Source organism: Modestobacter excelsi, assembly GCF_005930495.1.
GTDB classification, from domain to species: Bacteria; Actinomycetota; Actinomycetes; order Mycobacteriales; family Geodermatophilaceae; genus Modestobacter; species Modestobacter excelsi.
Window position 1 is genome coordinate 26,221 of record NZ_SJEX01000020.1, and the last position, 13,921, is coordinate 40,141.

At 74.7% G+C, this 13,921-nt stretch carries 16 protein-coding genes; 9 read left to right on the top strand and 7 right to left on the bottom strand.

Going from position 1 to position 13,921, the window contains the following annotated elements:
* The first annotated feature begins 43 nt into the window (after positions 1 to 43).
* The 4 genes from atpD (at position 44) to FHL80_RS09380 (ending at position 2,949) form a co-directional block, all read left to right on the top strand.
* Positions 44 to 1,489, top strand: a complete 1,446-nt coding sequence (gene atpD, locus FHL80_RS09365) for a F0F1 ATP synthase subunit beta (RefSeq protein WP_138733159.1) — start codon at positions 44 to 46, stop codon at positions 1,487 to 1,489.
* A 237-nt stretch (positions 1,490 to 1,726) separates the two neighbouring features.
* On the top strand, positions 1,727 to 1,963 hold the full coding sequence (locus FHL80_RS09370) for a hypothetical protein (RefSeq protein ID WP_138733160.1): 237 nt from the start codon (positions 1,727 to 1,729) through the stop codon (positions 1,961 to 1,963).
* Positions 1,964 to 2,118: 155 nt separating this feature from the next.
* Positions 2,119 to 2,508, top strand: coding sequence for a F0F1 ATP synthase subunit epsilon (locus FHL80_RS09375; protein ID WP_138733161.1), 390 nt, complete (start codon positions 2,119 to 2,121; stop codon positions 2,506 to 2,508).
* A 36-nt stretch (positions 2,509 to 2,544) separates the two neighbouring features.
* A complete protein-coding gene (locus FHL80_RS09380; protein ID WP_138733162.1) occupies positions 2,545 to 2,949 on the top strand; it encodes a DUF2550 domain-containing protein in 405 nt (134 codons plus the stop codon).
* Positions 2,950 to 3,031: 82 nt separating this feature from the next.
* On the opposite strand, the gene FHL80_RS09385 is transcribed toward FHL80_RS09380, so the two are convergent.
* Positions 3,032 to 3,646 carry a cob(I)yrinic acid a,c-diamide adenosyltransferase gene (locus FHL80_RS09385; protein ID WP_138733163.1) on the bottom strand — a complete coding sequence of 205 codons (615 nt, stop codon included), beginning with the start codon at positions 3,644 to 3,646 and terminating at the stop codon, positions 3,032 to 3,034.
* 105 nt (positions 3,647 to 3,751) lie between these two features.
* On the opposite strand from FHL80_RS09385, the gene murA reads away from it, so the two are divergent.
* A complete protein-coding gene (gene murA / locus FHL80_RS09390) occupies positions 3,752 to 5,032 on the top strand; it encodes a UDP-N-acetylglucosamine 1-carboxyvinyltransferase (RefSeq protein ID WP_246078572.1) in 1,281 nt (426 codons plus the stop codon).
* A gap of 21 nt (positions 5,033 to 5,053) precedes the next feature.
* On the opposite strand, the gene FHL80_RS09395 is transcribed toward murA, so the two are convergent.
* From FHL80_RS09395 to FHL80_RS09410, 4 genes are all read right to left on the bottom strand, one after another.
* Entirely contained in the window at positions 5,054 to 5,368 is a 315-nt protein-coding gene (locus FHL80_RS09395) for a hypothetical protein (protein ID WP_138733165.1), read from the bottom strand.
* A gap of 118 nt (positions 5,369 to 5,486) precedes the next feature.
* A complete protein-coding gene (locus tag FHL80_RS09400) occupies positions 5,487 to 6,512 on the bottom strand; it encodes a Gfo/Idh/MocA family protein (RefSeq protein ID WP_138733166.1) in 1,026 nt (341 codons plus the stop codon).
* A 60-nt stretch (positions 6,513 to 6,572) separates the two neighbouring features.
* A complete protein-coding gene (locus FHL80_RS09405) occupies positions 6,573 to 7,754 on the bottom strand; it encodes a sensor domain-containing phosphodiesterase (protein ID WP_216870559.1) in 1,182 nt (393 codons plus the stop codon).
* 66 nt (positions 7,755 to 7,820) lie between these two features.
* Entirely contained in the window at positions 7,821 to 8,567 is a 747-nt protein-coding gene (locus FHL80_RS09410) for a YqjF family protein (RefSeq protein ID WP_138733167.1), read from the bottom strand.
* A gap of 90 nt (positions 8,568 to 8,657) precedes the next feature.
* Between FHL80_RS09410 and FHL80_RS09415 the strand changes: the two genes are divergently transcribed.
* From FHL80_RS09415 to FHL80_RS09430, 4 genes are all read left to right on the top strand, one after another.
* A complete protein-coding gene (locus tag FHL80_RS09415) occupies positions 8,658 to 9,431 on the top strand; it encodes an enoyl-CoA hydratase-related protein (protein ID WP_138733168.1) in 774 nt (257 codons plus the stop codon).
* Between the two features lie 79 nt (positions 9,432 to 9,510).
* Entirely contained in the window at positions 9,511 to 10,182 is a 672-nt protein-coding gene (nucS, locus tag FHL80_RS09420; protein ID WP_138733169.1) for an endonuclease NucS, read from the top strand.
* A gap of 66 nt (positions 10,183 to 10,248) precedes the next feature.
* Complete coding sequence (locus tag FHL80_RS09425) at positions 10,249 to 11,952, top strand: 3-hydroxyacyl-CoA dehydrogenase family protein (protein WP_138733170.1); 1,704 nt, start codon at positions 10,249 to 10,251, stop codon at positions 11,950 to 11,952.
* A gap of 3 nt (positions 11,953 to 11,955) precedes the next feature.
* Positions 11,956 to 12,261 (top strand): Rv1322 family protein, encoded by a 306-nt coding sequence (locus FHL80_RS09430; protein WP_138733171.1) that lies wholly within the window; start codon positions 11,956 to 11,958, stop codon positions 12,259 to 12,261.
* Here the strand turns inward: FHL80_RS09430 and FHL80_RS09435 are convergent.
* Together FHL80_RS09435 and FHL80_RS09440 are read right to left on the bottom strand one after the other, a co-directional pair.
* A complete protein-coding gene (locus FHL80_RS09435; RefSeq protein ID WP_246078573.1) occupies positions 12,255 to 12,905 on the bottom strand; it encodes a class F sortase in 651 nt (216 codons plus the stop codon). The genes FHL80_RS09430 and FHL80_RS09435 overlap by 7 nt on opposite strands.
* A gap of 11 nt (positions 12,906 to 12,916) precedes the next feature.
* A complete protein-coding gene (locus FHL80_RS09440) occupies positions 12,917 to 13,786 on the bottom strand; it encodes a DUF4397 domain-containing protein (protein ID WP_138733172.1) in 870 nt (289 codons plus the stop codon).
* Positions 13,787 to 13,921 lie beyond the last annotated feature (135 nt).

Here is a 13,921-nt window from a genome sequence, read left to right on the forward strand (position 1 = left end):
AAGACGTAGGACCACCGAGCCCCAGGGCAGGAGAGCAACACAGATGACCGTCACCGAGGACCGTCCGAGCACCCAGGAGACCACCGGCACCGGCCGGGTCGTCCGGGTCACCGGCCCGGTCGTCGACGTCGAGTTCCCCCGCGACGCGATGCCCGACCTGTTCAACGCGCTCAGGGTCGAGGTCACCCTGGCCGACCTGGGCAAGACCCTGACCCTCGAGGTCGCCCAGCACCTGGGTGACAACGTGGTCCGCACCATCTCGATGGCACCGACCGACGGCCTGGTCCGCGGCGCCGAGGTCACGGACACCGGCTCGGCGATCTCCGTGCCGGTCGGCGAGGCCGTCACCGGGCACGTGTTCAACGCGCTCGGCGAGTGCCTGGACACCCCCGGCTACGGCGTGGACGCCCCGCACTGGACGATCCACCGGCACGCGCCGAAGTTCGACCAGCTGGAGGGCCGCACCGAGCTGCTCGAGACCGGCATCAAGGTCATCGACCTGCTGACGCCGTACGTCAAGGGCGGGAAGATCGGCCTGTTCGGTGGGGCCGGTGTCGGCAAGACCGTGCTGATCCAGGAGATGATCCGCCGGGTCGCCCAGGAGTTCGGTGGCGTGTCGGTGTTCGCCGGCGTCGGCGAGCGCACCCGTGAGGGCAACGACCTCATCACCGAGATGACCGAGTCCGGCGTCATCAACTCCACCGCGCTGGTCTTCGGTCAGATGGACGAGCCGCCGGGCACCCGGCTGCGGGTCGCGCTGTCGGCGCTGACGATGGCCGAGTACTTCCGCGACGAGATCCAGCAGGACGTGCTGCTGTTCATCGACAACATCTTCCGGTTCACCCAGGCCGGCTCGGAGGTCTCCACGCTGCTGGGCCGCATGCCCTCGGCGGTGGGCTACCAGCCGACCCTGGCCGACGAGATGGGCGAGCTGCAGGAGCGGATCACCTCGACCCGGGGCCGGTCCATCACCTCGCTGCAGGCGATCTACGTGCCTGCCGACGACATCACCGACCCGGCACCGCACACCACGTTCGCCCACCTGGACGCGACGACCGTGCTCTCCCGGCCGATCTCGGAGAAGGGCATCTACCCGGCCGTCGACCCGCTGGACTCCACCAGCCGGATCCTCGACGCGCAGTACCTCGGGCAGGAGCACTACGACATCGCCCGTGAGGTCCAGCGGATCCTGCAGCGCTACCAGGAGCTGCAGGACATCATCGCGATCCTCGGCATCGACGAGCTCGGTGAGGAGGACAAGGTCACCGTCAACCGGGCCCGCCGCATCGAGCGGTTCCTCTCCCAAAACATGTTCGTCGCCGAGGCGTTCACCGGGCAGCCGGGGTCCTACGTCCCGCTGACCGAGACGCTGCAGGCCTTCAAGGCGCTGACGGTCGGCGAGTACGACCACGTGCCGGAGCAGGCCTTCTTCATGTGTGGTGGCCTCGAGGACCTCGAGCGCAACTACGACAAGCTGAAGAAGAGCTGACGAAGCACCTCCTCGTCCGGCCGGGCACCCCTCATGGGGTGCCCGGCCGTTCTCGTCTCCGGACCCCGGGCGGGCCGGTCGACGGCTCTTGAGCGTGCGGGTCCGGGCACAGGCCGTCCCGAACCGCCATCCCTTCGGGTGGTGGCGGGCTGCCGGGAGCCCACTCCGGCCGCGGAGCGGCCGATCATGCTCCCAGTGCGTCCGAGCAGCGGACGCCCCGTCCGGGAGCAAGGGCGCGTGCACAAGTGGGGCCTCGCAGCGGCGCTGCGACCGAACGGGACGCCGCCGGCGGTGCCGTCCCCTCGGGAGGCCACCCTGCCGCAGGACGCACTCGAGTGGAGCTGGCCGCCCTACGCGCCGGTCGAAACCGATGACGAGTCGTTCGACACCGAGGAGTGGGCCCCGTCGTCGGTGGTCTCGCACCCGCGGCTCCGGGTGGGTCGCTGGACGCTGCTGTACCGCCGGTCCGCCTGATCGAGGACCCCACGGCCGCACGGGACCGCCGGGCTGCGGGGCGGCCTGCTCCGACCCGCCGCTAGAGTGGGTGCAGATCCGTCGCCGCGTCCGTCCGGACCGGCGGCCCCGCACTGCCGGCCTGACCGCCGGCCGGTGGAACCCCGAGGAGTGTCGTGGCGACCCTGCAGGTCGAGCTCGTGGCCGTGGAGAAGATGATCTGGTCCGGAGAGGCCACCATGGTCATCGCCCGCACGACCGAGGGTGAGCTCGGTGTCCTGCCAGGTCACGCTCCGCTGCTCGGGGAGCTCGCGCCCGGCGGCGTCGTGCGGATCCGTCCCGAGTCGGGGGACGACCTCGTCGTCGCGGCGCACGGCGGCTTCCTCTCCGTCACCGAGCGGGGCGTCTCGATCCTCGCCGAGACCGCGGAGATCTCCACCGACATCGACGTGGAGCGCGCTCGGGAGGCACTCCGCCGGGCCGAGCAGGACGGCGACGACCCCGACGCCCTGGCCGCCGCCCGCCGCGCGCAGTCCCGGCTCCGCGCTGCCGGTCAGGACGCCTGAGCCCAGCACCTCGCTCCCGCCGACAGCACCCTCCCGGTGACCATCGCCCTCCTGGTCCTCGTCGGGTTGTTGCTCGTCGGCCTGGTGGCCGCCTTCCTGCTGCGCCGGCGGTTCCTGCTCTCCGGGCTGGGCGCGGTGACCATGTGGTTGCGGCCGCCCGGTGCGTCGCGGTGGGCCGTGGGCGTCGCCTGGTACTCGGGCGAGACCCTGCTCTGGTACCGGGCGCTGTCGCTCTCCGTCCGCCCCAACCGGCGGCTGTGCCGCTCTCAGTTCCAGATCGATGCCCGCCGCAGACCCACGGGCGAGGACCTGTCCCTGCCCGCCGACAGCGTGATCCTGACCTGCCGCACCGGAGCCGGCCCGCAGGAGCTGGCGATGGACTCCTCGACCGTGACCGGGTTCCTCTCCTGGATCGAGTCGGCCCCGCCCGTCGACCGATGAAGGACCCTCGTGCCCCCCACCGCTCGCACGCTCGCGTCGGGGCCCTGCACGAGGGCCGTTCCAGACTGACGGTGCGTCGTCGTCAGTCTGCTGCGGGCGGGTTCGCGGCGCGCTGGGCGTGGGCGCCGCTGTGGGCGCCGGGCTCCCACAGGACGTCGCCGTCGGGGTTGGCGGCCCTGGCCAGGATGAACAGCAGGTCCGACAAGCGGTTCAGGTAGCGCGCTGTCTCCGGGTTGGTGCGCTCGCCGTCGGCCTCGAGCAGGCTCCACACGCTGCGCTCGGCCCGCCGGGTCACGGTGCGGGCGGTGTGCAGCAGCGCCGCCAGCGGGGTCCCGCCGGGCAGCACGAACGAGGTGAGCGCGGGCAGCTCGGCGTTGCCGGCGTCGCAGGCGGCCTCGAGGCGCTCGGTGTAGGCGGCGGTCACCCGCAGCGGCGGGTGCTCCGGCGCCTCCTGCACCGGCGTGGAGAGGTCGGCGCCGACGTCGAAGAGGTCGTTCTGCACGCCCCGCAGCAGCTCGGCGACGGCCGCGGACGGGCCGCCCAGCGCGATCGCCACGCCGAGGGCGCTGTTGGCCTCGTCCACGTCGGCGTAGGCCACCAGCCGGGGATCGGTCTTGGCCACCCGCGACATGTCGCCGAGGTGGGTCTGCCCGGCGTCACCGGTGCGGGTGTAGATGCGGGTGAGCCGGACTGTCATGGCCCGAGCGTAGGAGACGGACCCTGCTGCCCCCAACCTCTCCGCGCTCGCGGTCGGGCCCTGCCGGCGGGCCACCGTAGGGTGGGTGCCGTGGATTGCTTCGAGGTGACCGGTGGAACGCCGCTGCGCGGCCGGGTCCGCGTCACCGGTGCGAAGAACAGCGCGTTGAAGCTCATGGCGGCAGCACTGCTGGCCCCCGGGCGGACGACGCTCGAGGAGGTCCCCGACATCCTCGACGTCTCGATCATGAGCGAGGTGCTGCGCCGGCTGGGCTGCAGCGTCAGCTTTGAGCGCTACGCGACGGCTGCCGGCAGCAGCCCGAGCGGTGGCGGCCGGGTGCTCATCGACGTGCCCGACGAGCCGTCGTCGGAGACCGACTACGACCTGGTCCGCCGGATGCGCGCCTCGGTCAGCGTCCTCGGTCCGCTGGTCGCCCGGCTGGGGACGGCGAAGGTGGCGCTCCCCGGCGGTGACGCGATCGGTTCCCGCGGTCTGGACATGCACATCGCCGGCCTCGAGCGGCTGGGCGCGACCGTCGTCAACGAGCACGGCTTCCTGATCGCCACCGCGCCCAAGCTCGTGGGCACCTCCATCTGGCTGGACTTCCCCTCGGTCGGGGCGACCGAGAACCTGGTGATGGCCGCCGCGCTGGCCCAGGGCACGACGATCGTGGACAACGCCGCCCGCGAGCCCGAGATCGTCGACCTCTGCCGGATGCTGGTCGCGATGGGCGCCCTGATCGAGGACGCCGGCACCTCGACGATCACGGTCGAGGGGGTGGAGGACCTGCGCCCGGTCGAGTACACGACCGTGCCGGACCGCATCGTGGCCGGCACCTGGGCGATCGGCGCGGTGATGACCCGCGGCGACCTGGTGATCGAGCGCGCCGTCGCCGAGCACCTCAACGTGCCGCTGGAGAAGCTGGTCAGTGCCGGCGCGACGGTGGAGCCGCAGGCCGACGGCGTGCGGGTGACCATGGCCGACCGACCCCGGGGCGTCGACGTGGTCACCCTGCCGTTCCCTGGCTTCCCGACCGACCTGCAGCCGATGGCCGTCGCGCTGGCCGCGGTCTCCACCGGCACCGCGCTCATCACCGAGAACGTCTTCGAGGGCCGGTTCATGTTCGTCAACGAGCTGGTCCGGCTCGGTGCCGACGTGCGCATCGACGGTCACCACGCGGTGGTCCGGGGGCGGGAGCGGCTCTCCAGCGCACCGGTCCTGGCCACCGACATCCGGGCCGGTGCCGGGCTGGTGCTGGCCGGGCTGCTCACCGACGGCGTCACCGAGGTGCAGGACGTGCGGCACGTGGACCGCGGCTACCCCGACTTCATCGAGCAGCTGCGCGGCGTCGGCGTGCAGATCGAGCGGACCGAACGACCGGACTGAGCGAGGCCGCCGGCCCGGCCGTCACGTGCCGCCGAAGGAGAGCGCGAGCGCCCGGGCCCGCTCCAGGTCCTCGGGGAAGACCAGCACGTCGGCGCGGTGCGCAGCCGGCTCGCGGATGGTCGACCGGATGCCGGCGTCGGAGAGCACGGCGCGCAGCGCCAGGGCCGACTCCTTGCGGGTCAGCGTGGCCACCGGGGTGAGCAGCTCCTCGCGCTGGCGCGGCGCCGACGACTCGGAGGCGAACGCCCAGCGCAGGAACACCGCGAGCAGGGCGATGGCGAGCAGGGCGATGGCCGGTCCCACGAGGAAGTGCAGGCTCCCGGCGTCGATCGGCACGGCACACCTCCGGGGCTCTGCGGGTCGTGCGGCCGAGTGTGCCACCACCGGCGGGGCCCGTGCCCGTGCCGGCCCGAGCGGAGTGGGAGGGCGCGGGACCCGCGCCCTCCCGCTCCGGTCACAGCTCGACGACGACGCCCTCGGTGGCGCTGCGGCGGGCGGCGTCCAGGACGGTCAGCGAGGCGACGGCGTCCCGGCCCTCGACCGGGAGCGGGCCCTCGCCGCGCACCGCGGTGGCGAACGCCGGGTAGAACGCCGACCACGCGCCGGGCACGGTCGGCTCGGTCCGGCTCTCGTCGCCGCGCTGCACCCGGCCCCAGCGCTCGGGCGGCTCGGCACCCCAGCCGGCGCCCAGCGTGGCCGGCGTCTGGCCGGCGATCAGTGCGGCCTCCTGCCCGTCCATCGGCCCGCCGACGACGTAGCTGCCGGTCGTGCCGGTGACCCGGAACCGGTCGCCCGGCGCGCCCTCGCTCCAGCTGCCGTAGAGGTGCGAGGTCGCGCCGGAGGCATGGGTCAGCGCCACGAAGACGTCGTCGTCCAGGCCGCTCTCCCGGACCCGCCACTCGGCGTAGACCCGCACGACCGGGCCGAGCAGCACCAGCGCCTGGTCGACCAGGTGCGCGCCGAAGTCCAGCAGGGTGCCGCCACCCGAGGCGCCGGGACCGGGGTCGGGGGTGAACCGCTCGAACCGTGACTCGAAGCGGGTGACCGTCCCGAGCTCACCGCGGTCCACCAGCGATCGGACGGTCAGGAAGTCGGAGTCCCAGCGGCGGTTCTGGTACGGCGAGAGGGCCAGGCCGAGGCGCTCGGCCCGCTCGACGCTCGACCGGGCCGACGCGGCGTCCAGCGCGAACGGCTTGTCGCAGACGACGGCCAGCCCGAGGTCGAGTGCCTGGTCGGTGAGCGGCGTGTGGGTGCCGGCGGGGGTGGAGATGGACACCGCCTCGGCACCGGCCGCGGCCAGCTCGGCCAGCGAGTCGAAGGCGCGGGCGCCGGGGTGCTCCCGGGCCAGCAGCTCGCGACGCTCCGCCGACGTGGTCACCCCGCCGAGGAAGGTGCACTCGGGCGCCGCTGCGAGCAGGGGGGCGTGGAACCACCGGCCACCGAAGCCGTAGCCCACGAGTCCGAACCGAACGGGTTCCATGCCGGTGCTCCCTGCCTCGACGACGCTGTGCCGCCGATCATGTCGGTCCGGCCGGGTGGTTCACAGCAGCGGGGCAGGGCGCCCGTACAGGTGCCCCTGCGCGTACGCCACGCCCAGCCGGCGCAGCGTGGCCGCCTCGGCGGCCTCCTCGACCCCCTCAGCCACCAGCCGGGCGCCGGTGGCCGCGGCGAAGCCGACCATGGCCGCGACCAGCGCCTGCCGGGCCAGGTCGGTGTGCACGTCGGTGACGAGGGCGATGTCCAGCTTGATGACGTCGGGATGGAGCCGCAGGACGTGCCGGAGGCTCGCGTACCCGGCGCCGGCGTCGTCGACGGCCAGCTGGACTCCCGCTGCCCGGAGGACCGCCAGGACGGCGACCAGCGCGTCGTAGTCCTCGACCGGACTGTGCTCGGTCACCTCGACGCCCAGATCGAGGTGCTGGTGGGCGAGCAGCAGCTCGGTCACCGAGGGGCGGAGCAGGGCCTGCGGTGACAGGTTGACCCCCAGCGGGCGCCCGGCCGGGAGGCGGGGTGCCACCGCCAGGGCGGCCCGCGCGGCCAGCTCCTCCAGCTCGCCCCCGAGCCCGGCCGTCGCCGCGTCGCTGAACAGCTCGGCCGGCCCGCCCGCCACGTCGGGAAAGCGGGCGAGCGCCTCGTAGGCGACGGTCGCGCCGGTGGCGAGGTCGACGACCGGCTGGACGTGGGTGACCACCGCGCCCTCGGCGAGCACCGCGCGCACCCGCTCGCCGGGGTCGGCGGGGGCCGGGGGCGCCGGCTCCGCCAGCCGGTCGCCGATCAGGTCGGCGAGCAGCTCCAGCGTCCTGGAGGCCGCGCCGTCCAGCTGGGCGCCGTCGTCCCGGCTCAGGCAGCAGAGCATCCCGACCGGCCGGCCGTCCGGCGCCCGGACCGGTGCGCCCACGTAGGACCCGATGCCGAGCTCCGCGGTGACCGGCAGGTCGCGCGTGCGGGGGTTGCGGCGGGCGCCGGTCACCACGGGCGGGAGCTGGCCGCTGAGCACCCGGACGCAGTAGGAGCCCTCCAGCGAGGGCTCCATCCCCTCGTGCACGTGCATGGCCTCGAGCTCGCCGCTCGCCGCCCGGATCTGCTGGGCGCCCTCGGTGAACGTCGACATCCAGGCGACCTCCATGCCCAGCCTCGTGCGGGCCGAGTCGAGGACGCGGTGCAGCCAGCTCGGCGAGAGGATGACGGGCGGTGGTGCGGAGGACGGCGGGATCCCGTTCACGCCGGGATTGTCGCCCAGCCCGGCCCGGAGCGGAACGTCCGCGGCCAGATGTCGCCGCGGCGGCGCTCAGCTCCCGGTGGGCCACCGCCGCGGCGGGCCGAAGCGGACCGCCACGCCGGCCGAGAAGAGCACGCTGTCCGGTGCTCCGGTGACCGACGGCAGGCCGGCTGCGGCGAGCAGCGACTCGTCGAGGCCGAGCAGCTCGGCGCGGTGCAGCGGCCACTCGGCGTGCTCGTTCGGCCAGTAGACCGGGCCCCGCCGACCGGGACGGTGCAGCCCCCAGCGCGCGGTCAGGAACGTCCCGAGCGGGTCCCCCGGGGGGAGCTGCTCCCCGACCCGCACGTCGATCCGGCTGTGCGCGCCGCGGGGGCCGGGCCAGCGCCGGGTGGAGGTGTAGCCGAGCCGGTCGCCGTCCCGGGTGACCCGCATGCCGGCCCACGTGTAGGGCAGCCGCGCGACCCAGCGTGCGGCGAGGACCGGCAGCAGCCGGGAGGCCTCCAGCGACCGGAAGACCACGCCGCGCCGGCCCTGCGCGTCGACGGAGTACAGCCGCACGTTCGTCTCCGGGAACGACCCGAGGTACGGCAGGCCGGGGGCACCGAGGAAGCCGATCCGCCGCATCCGGAAGGGGATCAGGCCGACGTAGGTGACGCCGTCGAGGAGGTCGGGCGCGGTGCCCGGCGGGAGCAGCGGGGCCACCACCGCGGGGTCCACGGCCCAGTGCAGGAAGGTCAGGTCCCGCCACTGCTGGGTGAAGACGGTGCGCCCCGCCGGCCGCGGCGAGGTCGCGGTGAGGGGCTCGGGTGCGGTCACCCGCCCAGTGTGGCTGCCGCTCGGGCGTTGCCGACCGGGCGGCGGCGTGGTGGGGTCGGGTGGACCGGGAACGCAGCGGAGGGTGGGGCCATGACCAGCGACGGCGCACCGCGTACGGAGCGGGACGGCGACACCGTCCGCATCACCATGACGAGGGGGCCCAAGCGCAACGCGCTCTCCCGCGAGCACCTGACCCAGTTGCTCGCCGCCGTCACCGCGGTCGGGGAGAGCGACGCGACCGGGATCGTGCTGGCGGGGGAGGGGCCGGTGTTCAGCGCGGGGCACGACTTCGCCGACGTGGCCGGCCGGCCGGTCACCGAGGTGCGCAGCCTGCTGGCGCTGTGCACCGAGCTGATGGGGACGCTCCAGTCGGTGCCGCAGGTGGTGATCGCCCGGGTGCACGCGCTGGCGACGGCGGCGGGCTGCCAGCTGGTGGCCTCCTGCGACCTCGCCGTCGCCGCCGAGTCGGCCGGCTTCGCGGCCCCCGGCGGCAAGGGCGGCTGGTTCTGCCACACCCCGATGGTCGCCATCGCCCGCAACGTGGGCCGCAAGCGCGCGATGGAGCTGGCGCTCACCGGCGACGTCATCGACGCCCGGACGGCGCTGGACTGGGGCCTGGTGAACCGGGTGGTGCCCGACGACGAGCTCGACGCCGCCGTCGCGGACCTGATGGCGCGGGCGACCCGGGGCTCGCGGGCGAGCAAGGCGTGGGGCAAGACCACCATGTACGCGCAGCTCGACCGGCCCGAGCGGGACGCCTACGGGGTGGCGGTGGAGGTGATGGCCTCGGCCAGCCAGCTGCCGGGCGCGGTCGAGGGCATGTCGTCGTTCCTGGAGAAGCGCCGGCCGGTCTGGACCGACTGACGGAGGACCCCGCCGCCGAGGTGGATGCAGCACGACGCGCCGGTGGCCACCCCGGTCCCACCCGGTAGCGTCGCCGTCCGTGCGTCTGGTCATCGCCCGCTGCTCCGTGGACTACATCGGACGGCTCACCGCTCATCTCCCGCTCGCCACCCGGCTGCTGCTGGTCAAGGCCGACGGCTCGGTGTCCGTCCACGCCGACGACCGGGCCTACAAGCCGCTGAACTGGATGAGCCCGCCGTGCTCCCTCACCGACGAGCTGGTGGACGGGGCGGGCACCTGGACGGTGACCAACAAGGCCGGTGAGCAGCTGGTCATCACCATCGAGTCGGTGGAGCACGACCACCGGCACGAGCTGGGCGTGGACCCCGGCCTGCAGAAGGACGGCGTGGAGGCCGAGCTGCAGCGGCTGCTGGCCCTGCACGTGGAGACCTTCGGCGAGGGCTGGTCGCTGGTGCGCCGGGAGTTCCCGACCGCGATCGGCCCGGTCGACCTGCTCTGCCGGGACGCCGCGGGCACCACGGTGGCCGTGGAGATCAAGCGCCGCGGCGAGATCGACGGCGTCGAGCAGCTGACGAGGTACCTCGAGCTGCTCAACCGCGACCCGCTGCTCGCCCCGGTCAAGGGCGTGTTCGCCGCGCAGGAGATCAAGCCGCAGGCCCGGGTGCTCGCCCAGGACCGCGGCATCGACTGCGTCACCGTCGACTACGCCGTCCTCAAGGGCACCGACGACCCCTCGGCCCGCCTCTTCTGACGGAGGGCGCTCCTGCCCCCACCCTGCAGCAGGGCCGGGGTCAGCGGGGGATGGGAGACTGCCCGGGTGGCCAGAGAACTGAGCGAGGTCGGCGTCGTGGGGCTGGGCACCATGGGTGCCGGCATCGCCGAGGTGCTCGCCCGGGCCGGGCTGTCGGTGACCGCCGTGGACGTCAGCGACGGTGCGGTGCAGACCGGCCGGGGCCACGTCGAGAAGTCCACCGGCAGGGCGGTGGCCCGCGGCAGGCTGGAGGCCGCCGAGCGCGACGAGGTCCTGTCCCGCATCCGCTTCTCCACCAGCATGGAGGACCTCGCCGGCGCCGAGCTCGTGGTCGAGGCCATCCCGGAGCGGATGGAGCTCAAGACCGAGGTCTTCGCGACGCTGGACGCGGTCTGCCCGCCGGACACCATCCTGGCCACCAACACCTCGAGCCTGTCGGTCACCGAGCTGTCAGTCACCACCGGCCGCCCCGGCAGGGTCATCGGGATGCACTTCTTCAACCCGGCGCCGGTGATGAAGCTGGTCGAGATCGTCCGCACCGTGGTCACCGAGCCCTCGGTGGTGGAGGACGTCGAGGCGCTCGCCGCCCGGCTGGGCAAGGTCGACGTCACCATCGGCGACAGGGCCGGCTTCATCGCCAACGCGCTGCTGTTCGGCTACCTCAACCACGCCGTGTCGATGGTCGAGGACCGCTACGCCAGCCGCGAGGACGTCGACGCAGCCATGCGGCTGGGCTGCGGCCTGCCGATGGGCCCGCTCGCGCTGCTGGACCTGATCGGGATCGACACCGCCCACGAGATCCTCGGGACGATGTACCGGCAGTCGCGCAACCGGCTGCACGCCCCCAGCCCGGTCATCGAGCAGATGGTGACGGCGGGGCTGCTCGGCCGGAAGTCCGGCCGCGGCTTCTACACCTACGCCGGCCGGAACTCCGCCGAGGTCGTGCCCGACGCGCAGACCCCCGCCCCCGGCGACGCCACCGGGGGCGCCCCCCCGGTCCAGCGGGTCGTCGTCGTCGGCGCGACGGCCGAGGCGGCCGGCGCACTGCTCGCGGCGCTCCCGGACGGCGGACTCGACGTCCCGGTGCTGCTGGCCCAGCGGGTGCCGGAGGGCGGGCGCGGGGTGCGCTGGACCGGGACGGTCGACGAGCTGGCCGGCGCCGACCTGGTGCTGGTGGCCGGGGCCGACGAGGCGGAGGTGGCGCGCGACGTCTTCGCCGCGGTGGGGGAGGCGACCGGTGCCGGCGCGGTGCTGGCGACGACGTCGGCCACGCCTCCGGTGGTCGTCTGCGCGGCGGCCAGCGGGCGGCCCGCCGACGTGATCGGCCTGCACCTGGCCGGCCGGACCAGGGCGGCCACCCTGGTCGAGGTCGTCTCGACGATCGCCACGGCCCCCGACGCCGCAGCCACCGGCCACGCGTTCTGCGCAGCCCTCGGGCTGCCGACCGTGAGCAGTCCCGACCGGGCCGGCCACGTCGTCGACGCGCTGCTGTTCCCCTACCTCAACGACGCGGTGCGGATGCTCGAGGCGCGCTACGCGACAGCGGACGACATCGACGCGGCGATGAAGCTCGGCTGCGGCTACCCGATGGGCCCCTTCGAGCTGCTCGACGCGGTCGGCCTGGACGTCGCGCTGACCGTCGAACGCGAGCTCTACACCGAGTCCCGTGAGCCCGGGCTGGCCCCGGCGCCGCTGCTCGGCCAGCTGGTCACCGCCGGCCACCTCGGTCGCAAGGCAGGTCGCGGGTTCCGCGACCACTCGAGCCGGTAGGTCGTGGGGCGCCGAGGCGGTTCCCGCCGGGGCCGGACGGGGCCGCCGCCGGCCCGGCGGGCGGCCCAGCCGGTCGAGGAGGCCGCGGACGGCGACTGGGTGGTGCGGCCGCTCACCGGGGCGGCCACCGACAAGACCTACCGGTGCCCGGGTTGTGACCAGGAGATCCGGCCGGGGACGCCGCACGTGGTGACCTGGCCGGCCTACGCCCGGGACTCCGACCTCGACCCCTGGGACACCGAGTCGGCGACCGACTGGCGACGGCACTGGCACACCGCCTGCTGGCGGGCCCGCGGCACGCGTCACTGAAGGCGGGCGTACACCACGACGTTGTCGGTGTAGCTGCGGCGGGCGCGGTCGAACGTGCCGCCGCAGGTGATCAGCCGCAGCTCCGGGTCGGCCGTGGGGCCGTACACCTCGGCGGTGGGGAAGTCGGTCTTGGGACGGGCGGCCACCCCCGTCACGGCGAAGGTGTGCGCCTGGCCGGCGGCGTCGGTGACCACGACCCGGTCCCCGGCTCCGAGCTCCTCGAGCCGGGAGAACACCGCCGGGCCGCTGCGGTCGTCGACGTGCCCGGCCAGCACCGCCGGGCCGACCTCGCCGGGGACCGGGCCGGCGGCGAACCAGCCCGCCTGCGAGAAGTCAGCCGGCGGGACCAGTGCCCCGGTCGCGTCGACGCCGATGTCGGTCAGCGGGCTGTCGACCCCGATCGCCGGGATCGTCACCCGGACCGGTGCGGGCACCGTGCGCGCCGCCGGTGAGGCGACCACGACCGGTGCCGGCGGATCCGGGGCGACCGGTGCCCGGGCGGCCGGCGACCGTGCCCCGGGGCCGGACAGCGCCAGGGCCACCGCCGTCACCGCCACCAGGGCGAGGGCCCACCGCAGCCCGGTGAGCAGCCGACGGGGCCGCCGCTCGTGCCGGCCGGTGGCGCGGCGGGGCAGCAGGCGCACCCGGGAGCCGCTCAGGAGGCGGCGTTCCGCGCGGGGCGGCTGCGGCGGGGCAGCCGGACGCGGAACGTCAGCAGCAGCGCCAGCGTGGCCAGCGCGGCGACGGCGAGCGGGCCCACGGGCGGTCCGGCACCGGTCGCCGTCCCGCCGGCGCCGGCCTCCACCCCACCGACCGGGACGACGCCGGGGCTGGCCGCGTCCAGCGCGGCGGTGACGGTCAGCCCGCCCCCGCTGCGGTCGAGGACGACGACGGTGTAGACCGAGCCGGCCTCCAGCGTGACCGGCAGGTCGGTCGGCGCGGCGGAGGTGGGGGTGACGGTCAGGGTGCCCGCGCCGCCGGGCACGTCGACGTAGTCGGTGTCCTGGGCGAACGCGAGCCCCTGGGCCAGCGTGCTGGTGCCGTCCAGGGCCAGTTCCAGCGGGGAGCCCGTCGCCGCGGCGTTGATCACCCGGGCACGGGACCGGCCCGACGGCGGGAGCGTCAGGTCGTCGGTGAGCACCGCGAAGCCCAGGTCGGCGAAGTACCCGACACCGGCGATCGTGACCGCCTGGCCGGCGGCGACCGTCACGGTCGTGGCCAGCGCCGGCGGGGTGTCCGCGGCGGCGCCGGCCTTCCGGGCGCTCACGGTGTACGTGCCGGCCGGGACGGCCTGGTACGGCGAGACGTCGCCGTAGCTCACCGCCGGCAGGACCACGCCGACGTCGGGGTCGGACACCGAGTCGATGGAGGCGTCGACCGACGGGGTGTCCGGCGACAGGTGCATCATCCGGAGCAGCCCGCTGCCGCTCGGGGCGGCAGGGGCGGCCGCCGCAGCCGGCAACCCGAGCGCGCAGAGCCCGGCCACGAGCAGGGCCAGCAACGGCCCTCGGGTCAGCCGGGACATCGGGCTCCTCTTCACAGTGCGGGTGTACCTGCCGCGACGCGGCCCTGGGCCCCGGCGGGGGTCCCGCCAACCGGGGTCGGGGCCCGCCCGCGCACCGGTGGACACCTCCCCGGGGCGACACGGTCACCGTCCGCA